Origin of the sequence: Kitasatospora aureofaciens (assembly GCF_019192735.1) — a bacterium.
GTDB classification, from domain to species: Bacteria; Actinomycetota; Actinomycetes; order Streptomycetales; family Streptomycetaceae; genus Kitasatospora; species Kitasatospora aureofaciens_A.
The window spans coordinates 20323-36800 of record NZ_JAHTKP010000030.1 but is presented as its reverse complement, the minus strand read 5'-3'; the positions used below and the strand labels follow the sequence as shown (position 1 = coordinate 36800).

At 72.2% G+C, this 16478-nt stretch carries 16 protein-coding genes and 2 pseudogenes; 5 read left to right on the top strand and 13 right to left on the bottom strand.

The window, feature by feature from the left end; translation table 11 throughout:
• Positions 1-144: 144 nt before the first annotated feature.
• Entirely contained in the window at positions 145-1032 is an 888-nt protein-coding gene (locus tag KV557_RS25520) for an MBL fold metallo-hydrolase (RefSeq protein WP_218203817.1), read from the bottom strand.
• Positions 1033-1294: 262 nt separating this feature from the next.
• On the opposite strand from KV557_RS25520, the gene KV557_RS25515 reads away from it, so the two are divergent.
• The gene (locus KV557_RS25515; RefSeq protein WP_218203816.1) at positions 1295-2035 is read left to right on the top strand and encodes a PIG-L deacetylase family protein; all 741 of its coding nucleotides are present in this window, start codon (positions 1295-1297) and stop codon (positions 2033-2035) included.
• Here the strand turns inward: KV557_RS25515 and KV557_RS25510 are convergent.
• The 3 genes from KV557_RS25510 to KV557_RS25500 form a co-directional block, all read right to left on the bottom strand.
• Positions 2032-2724 (bottom strand): DedA family protein, encoded by a 693-nt coding sequence (locus KV557_RS25510; protein WP_218203815.1) that lies wholly within the window; start codon positions 2722-2724, stop codon positions 2032-2034. The genes KV557_RS25515 and KV557_RS25510 overlap by 4 nt on opposite strands.
• Before the next feature lie 50 nt (positions 2725-2774).
• Positions 2775-2969 (bottom strand): DUF1918 domain-containing protein, encoded by a 195-nt coding sequence (locus tag KV557_RS25505; protein WP_218203814.1) that lies wholly within the window; start codon positions 2967-2969, stop codon positions 2775-2777.
• Positions 2970-3087: 118 nt separating this feature from the next.
• The gene (locus KV557_RS25500) at positions 3088-3744 is read right to left on the bottom strand and encodes a TetR/AcrR family transcriptional regulator (RefSeq protein WP_218203813.1); all 657 of its coding nucleotides are present in this window, start codon (positions 3742-3744) and stop codon (positions 3088-3090) included.
• A gap of 170 nt (positions 3745-3914) precedes the next feature.
• Here KV557_RS25500 and KV557_RS25495 point away from each other — a divergent pair, with 170 nt between their 5' ends.
• Together KV557_RS25495 and KV557_RS25490 are read left to right on the top strand one after the other, a co-directional pair.
• Positions 3915-5243, top strand: a complete 1329-nt coding sequence (locus KV557_RS25495) for an aldehyde dehydrogenase family protein (RefSeq protein WP_218203812.1) — start codon at positions 3915-3917, stop codon at positions 5241-5243.
• A gap of 92 nt (positions 5244-5335) precedes the next feature.
• The gene (locus tag KV557_RS25490) at positions 5336-6094 is read left to right on the top strand and encodes a maleylpyruvate isomerase family mycothiol-dependent enzyme (protein ID WP_218203811.1); all 759 of its coding nucleotides are present in this window, start codon (positions 5336-5338) and stop codon (positions 6092-6094) included.
• Positions 6095-6298: 204 nt separating this feature from the next.
• Here the strand turns inward: KV557_RS25490 and KV557_RS25485 are convergent, their stop codons facing one another.
• The 3 genes from KV557_RS25485 to KV557_RS25475 form a co-directional block, all read right to left on the bottom strand.
• Positions 6299-6574 carry a S10 family peptidase gene (locus KV557_RS25485; protein ID WP_218203810.1) on the bottom strand — a complete coding sequence of 92 codons (276 nt, stop codon included), beginning with the start codon at positions 6572-6574 and terminating at the stop codon, positions 6299-6301.
• A gap of 57 nt (positions 6575-6631) precedes the next feature.
• Positions 6632-7567 carry an alpha/beta hydrolase gene (locus tag KV557_RS25480; RefSeq protein ID WP_218203809.1) on the bottom strand — a complete coding sequence of 312 codons (936 nt, stop codon included), beginning with the start codon at positions 7565-7567 and terminating at the stop codon, positions 6632-6634.
• 155 nt (positions 7568-7722) lie between these two features.
• The gene (locus KV557_RS25475) at positions 7723-8733 is read right to left on the bottom strand and encodes a zinc-binding dehydrogenase (protein ID WP_218203808.1); all 1011 of its coding nucleotides are present in this window, start codon (positions 8731-8733) and stop codon (positions 7723-7725) included.
• Between the two features lie 197 nt (positions 8734-8930).
• On the opposite strand from KV557_RS25475, the gene KV557_RS25470 reads away from it, so the two are divergent.
• Positions 8931-9464 (top strand): TetR-like C-terminal domain-containing protein, encoded by a 534-nt coding sequence (locus KV557_RS25470; RefSeq protein WP_218203807.1) that lies wholly within the window; start codon positions 8931-8933, stop codon positions 9462-9464.
• A gap of 162 nt (positions 9465-9626) precedes the next feature.
• Here the strand turns inward: KV557_RS25470 and KV557_RS25465 are convergent, their stop codons facing one another.
• The 4 genes from KV557_RS25465 to KV557_RS25450 all read right to left on the bottom strand — a co-directional run bounded on the left by KV557_RS25465 (position 9627) and on the right by KV557_RS25450 (position 13117).
• Complete coding sequence (locus KV557_RS25465) at positions 9627-10157, bottom strand: CbrC family protein (protein WP_218203806.1); 531 nt, start codon at positions 10155-10157, stop codon at positions 9627-9629.
• 158 nt (positions 10158-10315) lie between these two features.
• Positions 10316-10966 (bottom strand): helix-turn-helix transcriptional regulator, encoded by a 651-nt coding sequence (locus tag KV557_RS25460; RefSeq protein ID WP_308130067.1) that lies wholly within the window; start codon positions 10964-10966, stop codon positions 10316-10318.
• 187 nt (positions 10967-11153) lie between these two features.
• Entirely contained in the window at positions 11154-11849 is a 696-nt protein-coding gene (locus KV557_RS25455) for a response regulator (RefSeq protein WP_218203805.1), read from the bottom strand.
• 14 nt (positions 11850-11863) lie between these two features.
• Entirely contained in the window at positions 11864-13117 is a 1254-nt protein-coding gene (locus KV557_RS25450; RefSeq protein WP_218203804.1) for a sensor histidine kinase, read from the bottom strand.
• A gap of 346 nt (positions 13118-13463) precedes the next feature.
• Between KV557_RS25450 and KV557_RS25445 the strand changes: the two are divergent.
• Positions 13464-13820, top strand: a pseudogene (locus KV557_RS25445) (serine hydrolase); the annotation flags it as partial.
• 434 nt (positions 13821-14254) lie between these two features.
• On the opposite strand, the gene KV557_RS25440 reads toward KV557_RS25445, so the two are convergent.
• On the bottom strand, positions 14255-15766 hold the full coding sequence (locus KV557_RS25440; RefSeq protein ID WP_218203803.1) for a hypothetical protein: 1512 nt from the start codon (positions 15764-15766) through the stop codon (positions 14255-14257).
• Between the two features lie 435 nt (positions 15767-16201).
• Positions 16202-16366, bottom strand: a pseudogene (locus KV557_RS25435) (SDR family NAD(P)-dependent oxidoreductase); the annotation flags it as partial.
• Between the last annotated feature and the right edge of the window lie 112 nt (positions 16367-16478).

The window sequence follows — 16478 nt, the reverse complement described above, 5'->3', positions numbered from 1 at the left end:
ACCTCGCCCGGCACGTCGACGCCCCCCGTCGTGGACGTGCCGGGCGAGCCCCTCTTCCGTAGCGCTGATCCGGCGCTGATTCGGGACGAACTGCCACCCGCCCGCGCATCCACACCATAAGAACCCGCGCGGGTGAGGGGCCAGTCACCAGCGCACCGCGGTGAAGTCGACGGGGCGGGGCCGGAGTTCTCGGGTACGCGCGGTCAGCCGCCGGAGCCGCTCGGCCATGTCGTCGGCGGGGAGGCGTCGGCGGTCGCCGTGGCCCGGCAGCAGCCACTCGAAGTGCAGTCGGTCGGCGGTCCGGGCCAAGGAGGCGGCCAGCTCGCTGATGGAGTACCAGGTGACACTGTCGGCCACCTCGATGTCCGCCGTGGTGCGCGACCAGTAGAAGCTGTCGCCGCTGAAGCAGTACCGCTCGTCCGCGAGGAAGAGCACGCTGCCTCGCGTGTGCCCGGGGAAGGGGAAGGCGAGCACCCCTTCGGCGATCTCCACCGGGTCGGTGCCGCGCAGCACACGGTCGGCGTCCGGGGCGGCGTCGAGGTCGCCCTCGTGGATCCACAGCCGGGCGCCGAGGCGGTCGGCGTAGCGGCGGCCGTGCGCGGCGTGGTCGCGGTGGGTGAGCAGGACATCGGTGACGGGGCCCAGTGCCTCGTAGCGCGCGGCCAGCGACGTGCTCCAGCGCGGCGTGTCCACCATCATCGCGGTGCCGTCGGGGCGGCGCAGCAGGTAGGAGTTGGCCCCCGCGGTGTGCGTGGAGTTGTGTCCGCACAGGTACACGGTGTCGTCCAGGGCCATCGGGAAGGGGTCCAGCGCCGCGTCCAGCCGCCCGACCGGCGGGCGGATCGACCGGGTGGGGCAGGCGTGCGCGGCGGCGTGGAGCTGCCGGATCTCGGTTTCGCCGCGCGGCTGGCGCAGGACGACCGAGCGGCCGTCGACCTCACCGATCAGGCCGGGCGCGAGCTGCCGGGCCACGTCGCAGTTCGTGCACCGCTCGTCGACCCGCCAGCCGTCCTCAAAGCGTTCGTCGCTCATGGCCCGCTCCTCTCCGCACTGCGCCCGCCGGCCGGGTGCTCACCATCCAGGGGTACCCCGCGCCGTGCGGATAAGGAAGAGGGTTTGGTTCTTGTACTTTCGGCATCACGCTGCTCTGAAGGGCCGTGCGGCCCGGGCGGCTGCGGCGGCTTGCTGGGCGAGGGTCAGGGGCAAGCCGGCGGACGCGTTCTGACGGTCCTTCTTCTAGAGTCGCTGCGGTACGACCGTTCGAATCAGAGCCGCACGGAGAGGCAGAACCACCATGAGCGAGCAGGCACCCGAGCCGTTCCAGCCCGTCGACGAGGACTGGCAGACCGCCCTGGCCGTCGTCGCCCACCCCGACGACATGGAGTACGGCGGGGCCGCCGCCGTCGCCCGCTGGACCTCGCAGGGCAAGAAGGTCGTCTACGTGATGGTCACCAGCGGCGAGGCCGGGATCGACTCGATGAGCCCCGAGGAGTGCGGGCCGCTGCGCGAGGCCGAGCAGATCGCCTCCGCCGCCGTGGTCGGCGTCGACACCGTCGAGTTCCTCGGCCACCCGGACGGCATGCTGGAGTACGGGCTGGCGCTGCGCCGCGACATCGCCCGCGCGGTGCGCCGGCACCGCCCGGACATCGTCATCACCAGCAACTTCCGCGACACGTACGGCGGGGTGTTCCCCAACCAGGCCGACCACATCGCCGTCGGCCGGGCCACCCTGGACGCCGCCCGGGACGCCGGCAACCGCTGGGTGTTCCGCGAGCTGCTGGAGGAGGGCCACGAGCCGTGGAACGGCGTCCGGCAGGTCTGGGCGGCAGCCTCGCCGGAGTCGAAGCACGCCGTCGACACCACGGACCACTTCGACCTGGGCGTGGCCTCGCTGGAGGAGCACAAGGCATACCTGGCCGGGCTGGGCGGGGGGATGGCCGACCCGCGCGAGTTCCTGGAGGGCTTCGGCCGGGGTGCGGGCAGTCGGCTCGGGGTGCGGTTCGCGGTGCCGTTCGAGGTGTTCTCGCTGCGCTAGTCCGGTCGCTCGTCGGTGCCGGAGTCGGCATCTGTGCCAGTGCCGGCGTCGGCGTCCTCGCGGCGCCGGCGCCGGTAGCGCACCACCTGCCGGACCAGGAACGCCGCGACGAGCACCCCGAGCGCGATCGCGAACCAGAGCTGATAGCGGATCGCCGTCCGGTACACCGTGCCGATGTTCGCCCCGGCGACGTACCCGAACGTCCCCCAGACAGCCGTCCACAGCGCGGCGCCGAGCAGGTTGAACGGCTGGAACCGGCGCCACGGCATCTCGGTGGTGCCGGCGATGATGCCGTTGGTCTGGCGCAGACCGTCCACGAAGCGGGCCACCGTGACGACCTTCCCGCCGTGCCGGGCGAAGAAGCCGTCCGCGCGCTCCATCCGGGCCGGGGTGAGCAGCACGTAGCGGCCCCAGCGGTGGACGAAGGCGCGCCCGCCGGTGCTGCCGATCGTGTAGCCGAGGGTGTTGCCGAGCGACGCCGCCCCGAAGGCGATGACCAGGACGGCGGCGAAGCTCAGGTGCCCGGTGCCGGCGTAGACCGAAGCGAGCACGAGGATGGTCTGCCCGGGCACCGGGATGCCGCCGTTGTCGAGCAGCACGAGCACCGCCACCGCGAGGTAGCCGTAGTGGTCCAGCAGTGGCGTGAGCCCGGCGAGTGCCCCGGGCAGCGGGGTCGCGGGGGCGGACACCGCTCGTCACCACCTCGCCCGGGCCGGGCACGGGGTGATGGGCGCGTCGGTCAGCGGTGCGCCTTCGGGGGCTCGATGTTGCAGTCGGGGCCCGGGTAGATCAGACCTTCGTGGCCGTCCTCGAAGCGGACGACGTAGGGCGGCTCGCCGTTGATGCCGCGCACCTCGATGATCTCGCCCTTCTGGTCGGTCATGCCCACGGACCTGCTGTGGATGTGGAGCTGGTCGCCTACCGCTGCGTGCATTGGTCTGCTCCTCGGATCGCGGTGGCCGCGTCCGCGGCCGGTCTGCTTCCACTGTGCTGCGCGGGGAGCGGCCTCGCAACGGCTCGGGCGGACGGGCTGGGCGGGGCGCGGGTGGGCCCTATGGCAGTTGTTCCGCCAGGTAGCTGCGGACCAACCGCTTGCATTCGGCGATCAGCGCCGGGTCGCCGTCCGGGTCACCGCGGAAGGCCAGTTTGAGCACCGCGTCGGCGGCCTCCAGGGCCACCCGCAGGGCCAGCGTGAGGGCGGCCGGGTCGCCCGCCGTGAACAGTTCGCCGCCGAGCGCCTGGAGCCGCAGTGCCACGGCGGTGTTGTTGTCCACGCCCGCGTCGAGCAGGTGCTTGTCGTCCCGGACGCCGGCCGGGACGGCCGCACCGGCGAGGCCGAAGTCGAGCTGCCCGAAGCCGGGCACCGCGCGCTTCATCGCGACGAACTCCTCCACCGCCAGGTCGGTGAACCGGGCCGGACCGACCGGTGCCGCCTCCGCGAGCCGGCCGTCCAGCCGCTGGAGGTAGTGGTCCAGGTTGCGGGTGGCGAGCGCGGCCAGCAGGTCCTCCTTGCCGGCGAAGAACTGGTACAGGGTGCCGATCGGCACCTGGGCGCGGGCGGCGACCTCCTTGGTGGTGAGCGCGGTCGCGCCGACCTCGTCGAGCAGTCCGGCGCAGGCGTCCAGGATCCGGCCGTACCGCTCCTGGCTGCGCTGCTGCACCGGCTTGCGCCGTCCGGGGGCTTGGTGACTCCTCGTGTCCGCGCTCATAGGGGTCACTGTGCCGTATCGGGCGTTCCGGCGGCGAATCACGGCGAATCGCCGGGCACGGGGTGAGGGAATTGATTGACAAACTCAACCTTTCACGTCTAGCGTCGTTATTGCTTCAAGTGATGAAACATCGATGAGCGCAAGCCATCCCCGAGCACCGTGAGACCCTCATGAACCTCACCATCGAAGACACCCCCGAAGGCATCCCCGGCGTGGTCGCCCGGCTCCGCGCCGAGTTCGCCACCGGCCGCACCAGGCCGCTCGCCTGGCGCCTGGACCGGCTGGCCGCCCTGCGCGCCCTGCTCACCGAGCAGGCCGAGGTGTTCCAGCAGGCCCTGCACGCCGACCTCGGCAAGAGCGCCACCGAGGCCCACCGCACCGAGATCGGCTTCACGCTCAACGAACTCGACCACACCGTTGCGCACTTGGAGGAGTGGCTGCGCCCGAAGCCGGCCGCCGTACCGGAGTTCTTCCGCCCCGCCGAGGCCCGCGTCGTCCGCGATCCGCTGGGCGTGGTGCTCATCATCGCGCCCTGGAACTACCCGCTCCAGCTCGCCCTGGCCCCGCTGGTCGGCGCCTTGGCCGCCGGGAACACCGCCGTCGTCAAGCCCAGCGAGCTCGCCCCCGCCACCTCCGCGGCCATCGCCGAACTGCTGCCGCGCTACCTCGGCGCCGAGACCGTCGCGGTCGTCGAGGGCGCCGTGCCCGAGACCACCGCCCTGCTGGAGCAGCGCTTCGACCACATCTTCTACACCGGCAACGGTGCGGTCGGACGGATCGTCATGGCCGCCGCCGCCAAGCACCTGACGCCGGTGACCCTCGAACTCGGCGGCAAGAGCCCGGTCGTGGTCGAGCCCGGCGCCGACCTCGCGGTCACCGCCCGGCGGCTCGCCCGCGGCAAGTTCCTCAACGCGGGCCAGACCTGCGTCGCCCCCGACTACGTCCTCGCCATCGGCGACACCGCCGCCGAGCTGGAGAAGGAACTCGCCGCAGCCGTGGGGGAGTTGTTCGGCGACGACCCATCCCTGAGCACGGACTACGGACGGATCGTCAACGAGCGCCACTTCGACCGGCTCGCCGCGCTGCTCGGCGACGGACGGACCGTCACCGGCGGCGGCCACGACCGCGCCACCCGCTTCCTCGCGCCGACCGTCCTCGCCGACGTCGCGCCCACCGCCCCGGTGATGCAGGCCGAGATCTTCGGGCCGATCCTGCCCGTCCTCACGGTGCCCGACCTCGACGCGGCGATCGCCTTCATCAACGAGCGCGACAAGCCGCTCGCCCTCTACGCCTTCACCGAGTCGCCGGAGAGCAAGCGGCGCCTGGCCGAGGAGACCTCCTCCGGCGCGCTCAGCTTCGGCCTGCCGGTCTCCCACCTGGCGATGCCCGAGCTGCCGTTCGGCGGCGTCGGCGAGAGCGGCATGGGCCGCTACCACGGCGAGTACTCGATCGACACGTTCAGCCACAGCAAGGCCGTCGTCGACAAGCCCCTCGCCTGATCCATTCGCCTGCCGCTTTCGCCTGCTCATTCGCCCGGCCCTTTCGCCTGGCCCTTTCGCCTGGCCCTTTCGGAGACCTGGAGACCATGCCCATGACCCCGCTCGACCACAGCGCCGCCGTCGCGACGGAGACCGCCCGGCTCGTCGCCGCCGTGCAGGACGCCGATCCCGCCACCCCGGTCCCGACCTGTCCCGGCTGGACCCTCACCGACCTCGTCCGCCACACGGGCAGCGTCCAGCGCTGGTTCACCGTCCTGCTCCAGCAGCGCGTCCAGGAGCCGCCCCGCAGCCGCGACGTGGACCTGCGCCTCCCGGAGCAGGCGGAGGACTACCCGGCCTGGCTGGCCGAGGCCGCGGCCCAGGCCGGCGAGACCTTCGCCGCCACCGACCTCGACGCCCCGATGTGGGCCTGGGGCGCCGACCAGCACGCCCGCTTCTGGGTGCGCCGCATGCTGTGCGAGACCCTCGTCCACCGCGCCGACGCCGAACTCGCCCTCGGCCTGAAGGTGGACATCGACCCGGCCCTCGCGGCCGACGCCGTGGCCGAGTTCCTGACCAACCTCCCGTACGCCGTCTTCTTCGCCCCCGGGACGGCGAACCTGCGGGCCGAGAACCGCACCATTCGCTTCACCCGCACCGACGGCGAGGACAGCTGGCTGGTCCAGCTCCGCCCCGACGGCTTCGCCCTCACCGCCGACACCACGCCCGGCGCCGCCGACGCCACGGTCTCGGCCAGTGCCGCGGACCTGCTGCTGCTTCTCTACGGCCGCCTCGACCGCACGTCCGGCGGCGTCGCCGTGAGCGGGGACGACGACCTGCTGGAGCTGTGGTTCGCCAACTCGGCGTTCTGATCTCGGCGTTCTGCCTTCGCGTGCCGAATTCGCGTTCCGGCTACGCGTTCTGACGAGGGGACCCGTCAACCTCCGGGCCCAGCTGGGGCAGATCAACCGACCACAGGCACCGCCCTCTCCGGCAGCCAACGCGACGGGTGTGCCGCCTGCCCCACCACGGGGCAGGCGGCACACCCGCCGGGAACCAGCGAGTTGCGGGTGCGTTCATCCCTTCCGCAGGCCGGCGTTGCCGTTCGGCTGCTTGAGCGGCTGCTGCGGGTCGTAGCCGGGGAAGGGGCGATCGAAGAGCCAGTTGTAGAGCATCTCCCGGCAGATCTGCGGCTGGAACGCCGGCACCTGGTGTCCGGAATCAGGCACGCTGACCTGCGTCAGGTTCCTGTGGCGGCGGACGTATCCCTTCGGGTTCCCCTGCGCATATGTCCAGATCAGCCGGGGAGCGTTGCGCCACTGCGCGTGCTCGTACTCGCCTTTCTGCTTCATGAGCTCGTCCAGGATCTCCTCGAACCGCCTGGTGTGACCTCGGCCTGCGCGGGAGGGTCAGCTGAGCCGTTCCTTGAGGTGGGCGAACAGCTCGGTGACGGCGGCGTCGGCGGCGGGGGAGATGGGGAAGAGGTTCAGGAAGGTGTGGATCAGTCCGTCGTAGGTGCGGGCGAAGACGTCCACGCCGGCGTTCTTCAGCGCTTCGGCATAGGCGTTGCCCTCGTCGCGCAGCGGGTCGTACTGGGCGGTGCCGATGACCGCGGGCGCGAGGCCGGTGAAGCGCTCGGCGCGGATCGGGGAGGCCTGGTAGGAGCCGCGGACGGCGGGGTCGTCGCCTGCGTAGAGGTGTTGGAGATCCAGGACGTCCTGGGTGCCGAGGACGTAGCCGGTGGCGTTCTCGGTGCGCGAGGGGTAGTCGCCGATGAGGTCGGTGGCGGGGTAGACGAGCAGTTGGGCGGCGAGCGGCCGGCCTTCGTCGCGGAAGGTGAGGGCGACGGCGGCGGCGAGGTTTCCTCCGGCGCTGTCGCCGGCCACGGCGAGTCGGTCGAGGCGGCCGCCGTAGTCGTTGATGTGGTCGGCGACGTGGTGGGCGGCGGCGAGGCAGTCGTCGTAGGCGGCGGGGAAGGGGTGCTCGGGGGCCAGACGGTAGTCGACGGCCACGACCACGGCGTTCACGTCGCGGGACATCCGGCGGGTGACGTCGTCGTGGGTGTCGAGGTCGCCGGTGAGCCAGCCGCCGCCGTGGAAGAAGACCACGGTGGGGACGGGGCCGCCGGCGGCAGGCCGGTAGACGCGTACGGGTATCTGCCCGGCGGGTCCGGGGACGGTGGTGTTCTCCACCGAGCCGACCTCGATCGGCTCGGGCAGCGTGACCCAGCTGCCCATCTGCCGGTTCACCTCGCGCAGCACCTCGGGGTCGGTGTCGATGACCCGGGGGATGGGCTGGGCGTTGACCTGGTCGAGTACGGGGGCGATGGACGGGTCGACGGGCATGGGAGGCACCTTTCCTTCGACGGGGTGTGCCCAGGGGCACGGGGGAGTGTGGCGGTTCGGGTCTTCGGATCGCATCGTGCGGTTGCGGTGCGGATGCCGTTACCGGAGGCGGGCAGCGGCCCTCCGTGCCCGCGCGGGTGGGAGGGGAGGGGGAGTCAGGGGCGCAGGATCAGCCGGATCGGGTCGCCGTCCTTCGTGTGCAGGCGCTGCACGGCCTTGGCGGCGTCGGCGAGCGGCAGCACGTCGGTGATGGAGCGTGAGAAGTCCAACCGGCCGCCTTCGGTCAGGGCGACCAGCTGCGGGACGGCGTTCTCCTCGGAGCCGTAGTGGCCGAGGATCTGGTGCTGGAGATAGCTGAAGCGGGTGCCGTCGGTGACGGTCAGCGGTTTGTCGGTCAGTCCGACCAGGACCAGCCGCCCCTTGGGAGCGAGGACGGCGAGGGCCTGTTCGCGGACGGCGGCGACGCCGGCGAAGTCGAACGCGACCTCCAGCGCCCGGTTGCCCGTGGCTTCCAGGACCTTCTCGCGCAGCTGGGGGTCGGCCGGGTCCAGGGCCAGGTCGGCGCCGAAGTCCAGGGCACGCCGACGGGCTGCCGGTACGGGGTCGACCGCGATGATCGGGTGGGCCCCGACGGCGCGCAGCAGCTGGACGGCGTGGGCACCGAGCCCGCCTATGCCCCACACGCCCACGGCCTGGGCCGGCCGGACCCCGGCGGTGGTGGTGATGGCTCCCCAGGGGGTGGAGACCGCGTCCGGGATGATCGCGGCCTGCTCGGACGGGATCGAGTCGGGCAGCGCGAACACCGTCCCGACGCTGGCCAGCGCGTACTCGGCCCAGCCGCCGTCGTAGTCGACACCTCGCGTCAGGAGACGGCCGTCGCGGACCTCTCCCGCCTGCAGCACGACCCGCTGCCCGGCCGTCCAGCCGGTCACGTCCGGTCCGAGCGCGGCGATCGTGCCGGCGACCTCGTGCCCGAGGGTGACGGAGTCGCCCGGCAGATAGGTCGGCGTGAGGGTGCCGTCGATCAGATGGACGTCGGACAGGCACACGCCCGCCGCCTCGACCTTCACCAGTACCTGCCCGGCACCGGGCACGGGCCTGGGCACGTCCTCGATCGTCAGTGTGCGGGAGGGAATGTGCAGCCGCGCGGCACGCATCTGGTCCATGGCGGGTTCGTCCGTTCCGGTCGGCGGCCTGCGGCTTATCGCAAGTCGTCTTGCATTCCAACGTACGACCGCCGGTTACATATCGCAAGAGCGCTTGCGTTAGGATCGGTGTTGTGGCGGATGACGGTGTTGTGACGGATGGCAGAGCCGGGACGGACGGCATGGAACCGCCGCCGCTCAGGCGCCGCGGTGAACGGATGCGGCAGGCCGTCCTGGCCGCCACCGTCGACCTGCTCGCCTCGGAGGGCCTGACCGCGACCACCGTGGCCGCCGTCGCCCGCGCGGCCGGCGTCCACGAGACCTCCGTCTACCGGCGCTGGAAGACCCGCGAGAACCTCATCTTCGACGCGCTCGCCACCCACTCGGATACCGCGCTCCCGGCGCCGGACACGGGGGACGTGCGCGCCGACCTGTCACTGCTGTTCACGGCACTGGCCCAGTACCTTGCGGCGCCGACGGGCTCCGCTCTGCTGCACCTCGGCACGGTGCGCGGCGAGGGCGACCTGGAGGAGGGCCGGCGCTCCTACTGGCGCGCCCGCATGGAGCGCGCCGAAGCCCTCGTCCGGCGCGGCATCGACCGAGGAGACCTGCCCTCCGGCACCGACCCCCACCTCCTGGTCGAGGCCATCGCAGGCCCACTCCTCGCCCGGGTGCTGCTCACCGGTGAACCGTTGGAGGGCACCTTGGTGCCGCGCCTGGTCGACCTGGTCCTGGACGGGGTGCGCGCCTGACCCGGCAGCACGCTGTCAGCCGATGCACGTCGTCAGCCGATGCACGCTGTCAGTCGACGAAGGACTCCGCGTAGGCGGCGAAGGCATACATCGCGTCGAGGCTGCCCGGCCGCGGTGGGTCGGCCCGCGTAGGCGGCGAAGCAGGACGACGGGCCCCGGGGGCTATGTGGCGTTTGCGTAGGCGAGGTGGCTGCCACAGACCCGGCACTGGAAGAGGTAGGCGGTTGGCTGGCCGTTCTTGGACAACGCCTTGAGGTACTGCTCGGCCTGCGACGAGGACCAGGGGCCGTGGCCGAGTTCTTGCCGAAGTGATGCCCATGCCTCGGGGTAGTCCGTGAGGTCGGCGGCTCCGGCGCTCCCGAGGAAGGCAGCGCCGTCGCCGCAGTGGATCAGCCAGTGTTCCTGCTGCCACCCGCTGAATCCTGGCGTGCGTTGCGTGATCGCGAACAGCCGGTCCAGCGGAACGTCGTCGATCACGTCTGTGAACTGGGCATCGAAGCGTTCGGCCGCGCTGCCGTCCGCGATGCACCAGGGACACAGCCGATCGCGGAGGTTCTCCGCTGCGTAGACGGGGCCGGCGTAGATGTAGCCGCGGGCCCGACCACAGCAGCTGCACTCCGCGTGCGACGGGACGACGGCACCGGTGGCCACCGGGTCGGGGTGGTACGGGAACTCTGGAAGCGGCTCTGTCACGGCCAGCGACCGTATCACCGTGGTTCCGGCTGCTTTCGCTGTGCTGACCCGGCCAGGCGGGGCCTCGTCCGCAGGACCTCACCGGCCAGGCACAGGCGGGACGTTCCAGGGGCGGCGGGACGCCGACGGTCACACCGGCACCTTCACATCGGGCCGGGTCAGCCGGCGAACCCCGGCACCACCAGACCGGACTCGTACGCGATGACCACCGCGTGGGTCCGGTTCTGCGCGCCGAGCTTGGTCAGCACGTTGCCGACGTGCGTCTTCACCGTCTCCAGGCTCACCGTGAGCGACTCCGCGATCTCCGGGTTGGACAGGCCGGTGGCCATCAGCCGCAGCACCTCCTCCCGCCCCGTCAGCGCCGCCTTCGGCAACGCCTCGGCGGAGCCCAGCGGGCGGGCGGTGACCATCCGGCGCAGTGCGGCCGGGAAGAGGATCGCCTCTCCCGCCGCCACCACCCGCACCGCCTCCGCGATCTGCCGGACCGGAAGGCGCTTGAGCAGGAACCCACTGGCCCCCGCGCTGAGCGCGGCGGTGACGTAGTCGTCGTTCTCGAAGGTGGTGATCACCACGACCTTCGGTGGTTCGGCCGACTCGGCCAGCAGCAGCTCCCGCTCGGCCGCCAGGGCGAGCCGCTCGGCCGACGACGGACCCAACAGCCGCGGCGCCAACCACCGCAGCGCGCTCGTCACCGCCACGCACACAGCCGCCGCCGGCAGCACGCAGCCGAGCGCCGCCGCCCAGCTCCAGCCACCCGTCACGTGCGCCGACCAGCCGAACAGACTCGCACCCGAGACCCCGGAAACCACGATCGTGGTAGCGGGCGAGCGCCCGGTCGGCCGGCTCCCGCGCGTATCCGGCCCGCGCCTCGCCCCGCGCCCTCATCGCCACTGGCGAACCCACCACGACCGCCCCTGCCTCCGAGGACCCCACCGCCCCGCCCAACGACGACAAGTCCAGCGGGTCGCGCCGCAACCCCTGCGCGCCTGAGCGAGGTCAGCAGTTCGAGGCCGCTCCCTGGCCGGGCAAGGAGCGGCGGGGGGTGACGAGGCCGCTCTCGTAGGCGAGGACGACTGCCTGGGCGCGGCTGGAGAGGCCCAACTTGGCCATGATGCGGTTGAGATGGGTCTTCACGGTGCCCACGGTGACCACCAGGCGGCCGGCGATCTCGTCGTTGCTCATACCGGCGCCGACCAGTTGCAGGACGTCGAGTTCGCGTGACGTGAGCGGGTCCAACTCCGGTGGGGGAGCGGTCTCCTGGCCCACCCGGTGGGCGTAGGCCTCGATCAGCCGCATGGTGACGCTGGGCGCGAAGAGGTTGTCGCCGCCGGCGACGACCTCGATCGCGGTGAGCAGCCGCTCCGGCGGGGTCTCCTTGAGGAGGAAGCCGCTCGCCCCGACCCGGAGTGCCCCGTAGACGTACTCGTCCAGGTCGAACGTGGTCAGGACGAGCACCCGGGGTGGCGGGTCGGCGGCCCGGGCGAGGATGCGCTCGGTGGCGGTGATCCCGTCGACGTCCGGCATGCGGATGTCCATCAGGACCACGTCGGGCCGTAATCGGGCGGCGAGGGCGATGGCCTGCTCGCCGTCGGCGGCCTGGCCGCAGACGTCGAGGCCGGGTGCCGCCTGGATCAGTGCGACCAGTCCGGCCCGGATCAGGACCTGGTCGTCCACCACGAGCACGCTGGTCAAGTGCCCGCCTCCCCCTACCTGCGATCGGGTCCGCCCCCTGCGGACACCGGGCCCGACCTCGGCAGGGTGAAGGCGACCTCGAAGCCCCCGCCCGCCGTCGGTCCCGCACGCAACATACCACCGTGCGCCATGACCCGTTCATGCATGCCGATCAGTCCGTGGCCGCCGCTGACGCCCGGCGGTGCGGCCGGGTGGCGGCGGGCCGGGCCGGCGTTGCTGATCCGTACCGAGAGCTCCTTCGGCCGGTAGTCCAGGGAGACCCGGACGGCGGTCGGGCCGGCGTGCTTGAGCACGTTGGTGAGGGCCTCCTGGACGACCCGGTAGGCGCTCAGGTCGGGGCCGGGGGCAAGCGGGTAGGGCTCGCCGTCGACCGTCAGCTCGACGGTCGGCCCGGCGGCCTCGACCCGCCGCACCAGGGCCGGCAACCGGACCAACCCCGGTGCGGGGTCGTCCGCTTGACCGTTGTCGGCGTCCTCATCGGGCGGCACGCGCAGGACGTGGAGGAGCCCGCGCATCTCCTCCAGGGCGTCCCGGCTGCTGCCCGCGATGGTGTCGAGGGCGGTCCGGGCGGTCGGGGGATCGCTCGCGAAGACGTAGCCCGCCAGGCCGGCCTGGACGGCGATGACCGAGATGTGATGGGCGATCACATCGTGCAGTTCGCGGGCGATCCGGATCCGCTCCTCGGTCACCGCCTGCCTGGTCCTGGCGGCCTGCTCGCGCTGCAACTGCAGGGTGAGGGCGGCCAGTTGGACGTTGCGCTCGCCGAGCAGGCGCAGCGTGGCCCCGAACGCCCAGGCCGTGCCGATCCCGATCGCCACCTGCGCGAGCGCCACCTCGGGGGAGACCACCTTGGTGGCGAGGGCGCTGTACAGCCAGACGGGCGCGGCGCAGCAGGCGCCCGCCACCGAGGTGCGGGAGGGGCGGACGGCGGACAGGGTGAAGACGGCGAACAGCGGCGCCCAGATGTTCGCGGACGGCTGGTACCCGCCGGCCGTGTACGTCACCAGCCCGGCGCACGAGACGAGCAGGACGGGCACCGGGGCGCGCCGACGGAAGGCCAGCGGCACGTTGACGAGCAGGCACAACACGATGGCGGTCCGGTCGAACGGCGGCCAGCCGGGCGGGTGGTACTGCTCGGCGAACGACAGCGTGGCGGCGGTCAGCGTCAGGGCCAGGAGCGCGTCGATGACGCGCCGGTGCGTCTCGGTGAGCCACGCCGGCCTCCCCGGCGGCCCCTTGACGGGGGGCGGGGACACGTCTGTCTGCATCCTGGCAGCCTAACGACTCGGCCCTGGACGGAGATTGATCGCGTCGACGCGGGCCGAAGACTCTCCCCCGGGAGCCTCCGGCCCGCGCCCCTCACCCCCGTGTGGAACATGACGCTACGCTCCAGCCCCGGGCAGGAGCGTCTGGCCACGGGTGGAAGCCCGCCCACAACCCACGCGGTACGTCGCGTCGCGGCGTCAACCTGTGCAGTACACGGGCCGGTTCCCGTACCGCCCTGGGACGCTACGGCGAGGCCGAGGACATCGCCGCCGCGGTGGTCATCATCTGCCGGGCTGCGGAGGCCTGTTGCCGGGAGCTCGGGTGCGTATCGCGGGAACGCGGGAGAAAATGCTCCCTCGATCGGGGGAGGTCGCCGGTGAACCGGCCGACCATACTGGCCGCATCGTGATCAGGGGAATCCGGCCGCTGTTGCGCGGCTCCCCGAATTCGGTTGTGCCGTTCGCCTCCGCCAGGCCGGACGCCGTCCAGCAGGGCATGAACGCGCTGGTGCGTGACGACGGCCTGCCCGCCGCGCCGGCGAGCGTCACGGACCGCGACGGCCGCACCCGTAACCACACCGCGGGGGTCGGCGGCCTGGCCACCGGCTCGAAGGTGCCGGTCGACGGCCAGGTGCGGATCGGCAGCAACACCAAGACGTTCACGGCGGTGGTCGTGCTGCAACTGGTCGGCGAAGGGAAGATCGGCGGCTGGGGATCATCAGCAGGCCACTGTCGTGCGGCGGTGTCTACTGGGGCCACGGCGGCGACATCCCGGGATACGAGACCCGGGGCGGGGTCACCGACGACGGCCGCGCCGCCAACGTCGCCGTGACCACCATCCCGACCGGCACGGCAGGCACGGAGCATGTCGAGAGCGTCGTGGACACGGCTCTGTGTCGCTGAACCATACCTCCTGAGGGCCGCCGGCGCGTTAGGGGCTGAGCCGGAGAGGTGGCCGCTGCGTTGGCCTGCCGGGGAACGTCCCATTGGCTGTTCCCCGGGCAGTTCCTTGGCCTGGTCCGGCCGGACCAGGCCGAGGAGGCGAGGGTCAGCCGCGTACGGCCTGCTCGGCGACAGAACGGTCTTCGTCCTTGTGGCAGAGGCGAGTCGGTAGCGAAGGGTGGACGCGACCTGGCTCGGTCAGGGTACGAGTCTCTGCATCGAGGCGGGTGGTAGTGACGGGTTGGCTGCCGCTGCTTCCACCACCTGCCAGTTGTCGTCGGTGAGCAGCTCGATGATGACCGGGGGTGGCAGGGCGGGGTGGCCGGCGGCTATGGGCCGGGCTTGGCGGTAGGTCAGGCACGTGAGTAGTGCCGGGGCTGTTGTGTGGCGGTGGCGGGCGATCTCGCGGAATGCTTTCTGCACCGGCGGCTGGTGCCGGGCCAGTTGCTCCAGGAGTGCTGCACTGGCGTCGGGATTGGTTGCCACCTTCGCAAGGACCCGGCTTCCGTGCCGCTCGACCATCGCCTGCAGTTGGGCTTCGGCCAGGCCTGGGTGCGGTGCGATGGACTTGACCACCTTCGCGTCCGGGTCGCGGGCCAGCGCGTCGCGGATTTCTGCCGGCAGGTCGCGGCGCCGGGCCAGGAGCATGCGCACGGTCGGGTGGGGTGAGGCGGCCAGCTCCTCGACCTCGGCGGGGGAGGCCGCGGCGATGCGCGGCAGCAGGGGTGAGCCGAGCCTGGTGGCGTCGGTGAGGCGGACGAGGACGTCGAGCGGCAGGCGCGGGTGATGTGCGAGGCGACGCTGGACGTCGTGGCCGCGGTCGGTGGCCAGGGTGCGGATCAGGGCTTCGTCGATCGCGGGATTGTCCGCGAGTTGCGCCCGCACGCCGGGGATGGGGTCCTCGGCGAGTCGCGCGTACGCCTGGGGCGACAGGTCGGTGCGGGCGGCCAGTTCGTGGCGCAGCAGCATCGAGGGGTGGTCGGCGAAGCCTGCGGCGGCCGTCGCGGGGGTGGCCGGGTTGCGCAGTGCCATCTGCTGGATGTCGTGCACGGTGGACTGGTGGGAGCCGTCGCAGGCGGCGCCCGGTGGCAGCTCGCAGTCGGGCCGCGGGCAGTGCGGATCGTGAACGAAAGGGGTCGACTCGCGGTCACAGACCAGGCAGGAGCGCGCCGGTGGCAGTCCCGCGCCGGTGAGAAGCGCCGCCAGGACGGCTGGTGGTGTCGCCTCGTTGGCCGCGACGGCGCTGCGGACCTCGGCGTGCGGATGCTGCGCGAGCTGGGATGCCAGGTCCGGCGTCGTCCACAGCGCGAGTTCGGCGACGACCCGAACCTCCGGGTCCGTCGCGAGTGTCCGGGCCACCTCCACCGGAAGGTCGGGGCAGGCGGCCAGCTTCTCCCGATGCTCCACGAGCGGGTCGGCGGCGAGCACCTGCGCCCACTGCGGCAGGCCGGCGCGCTCGTCCAGCAGGGCGAGAGCGGCTCGCGGCTGGGCCACCGGGTCGATGTCGTCGGCGGCGAGCCGGCCCTCGTAGGCGAGTCGCACCGCCGCCTGCTCGAACCGCGAGGCCAGCGCGGCCGCCTGCGCCCGGCTGAGGTCCGGGCGGCCGGCCAGCGCATCGGCGAGGTCGGTATCCGCGGCCGCGATCAGCCGATCGACCAGCTCGGACGGCAGGGCCGGGTTGGCAGCCAGCCCGTACAGAACATGGTTCACGGGGAGACATCCTGCCCGACCCCTGAGCCTACGGCTCAGGGATTTCGTAGCGCCGGTACGTGCGGCGTCGATATCCGACGGTGCCGGTGCCTGGGGGAGGGCTACCGGACAGGGGAGTGGCCGGTGTGACCATGGCCCCCTGAGCGGGAAGTCGGCCGCTCCGACCTCCCGCTCCGCGCAGCCCTACCCGCTTCGCGAGTGAACGGCGTTGGGAAGCGTCACATGCCCCCCGATCCTGCACCGGCCGTACGACGAACCGGGCCAGCCTCACGAGGCCCGTCCGCGAGCCTGCCGCCGAGGGAGGGTACGGCGAACTCCGGACGAAGATCGTCCTGCTCGCCGACTTCGGCACCCGCTCCGGCTCCACCCGGGCCGACGCCCTCCGAGCTGCTGCCGTCAGGGGACAGTCGTCAGCTGCCCGCCGCGCGGCCGGGGTCACCGGCCAGTGGCGAGGAGCTTCTCCGACAGGCTCCACAGGCGCTCGGCGTTGTCGGGGTCGAGGGCGTAGCGGGCGACGCCGTGCAGGGTGCCGGTGCGGCGGTCGACGGTTTCGGTCTCGTTGCAGTCGACGAAGTAGCGGCCGCCGACGCCGTCCAACAGGGCGCGGCAACCTCGGTGGCCGTGCCGGCAAAGCCGAACGGCGTCTTGATGGCGGTCATGGTGAACTCCTTGCTGTGGGCTGCGTACGGCTGAAGGCCAGGAGCAGAGCAAC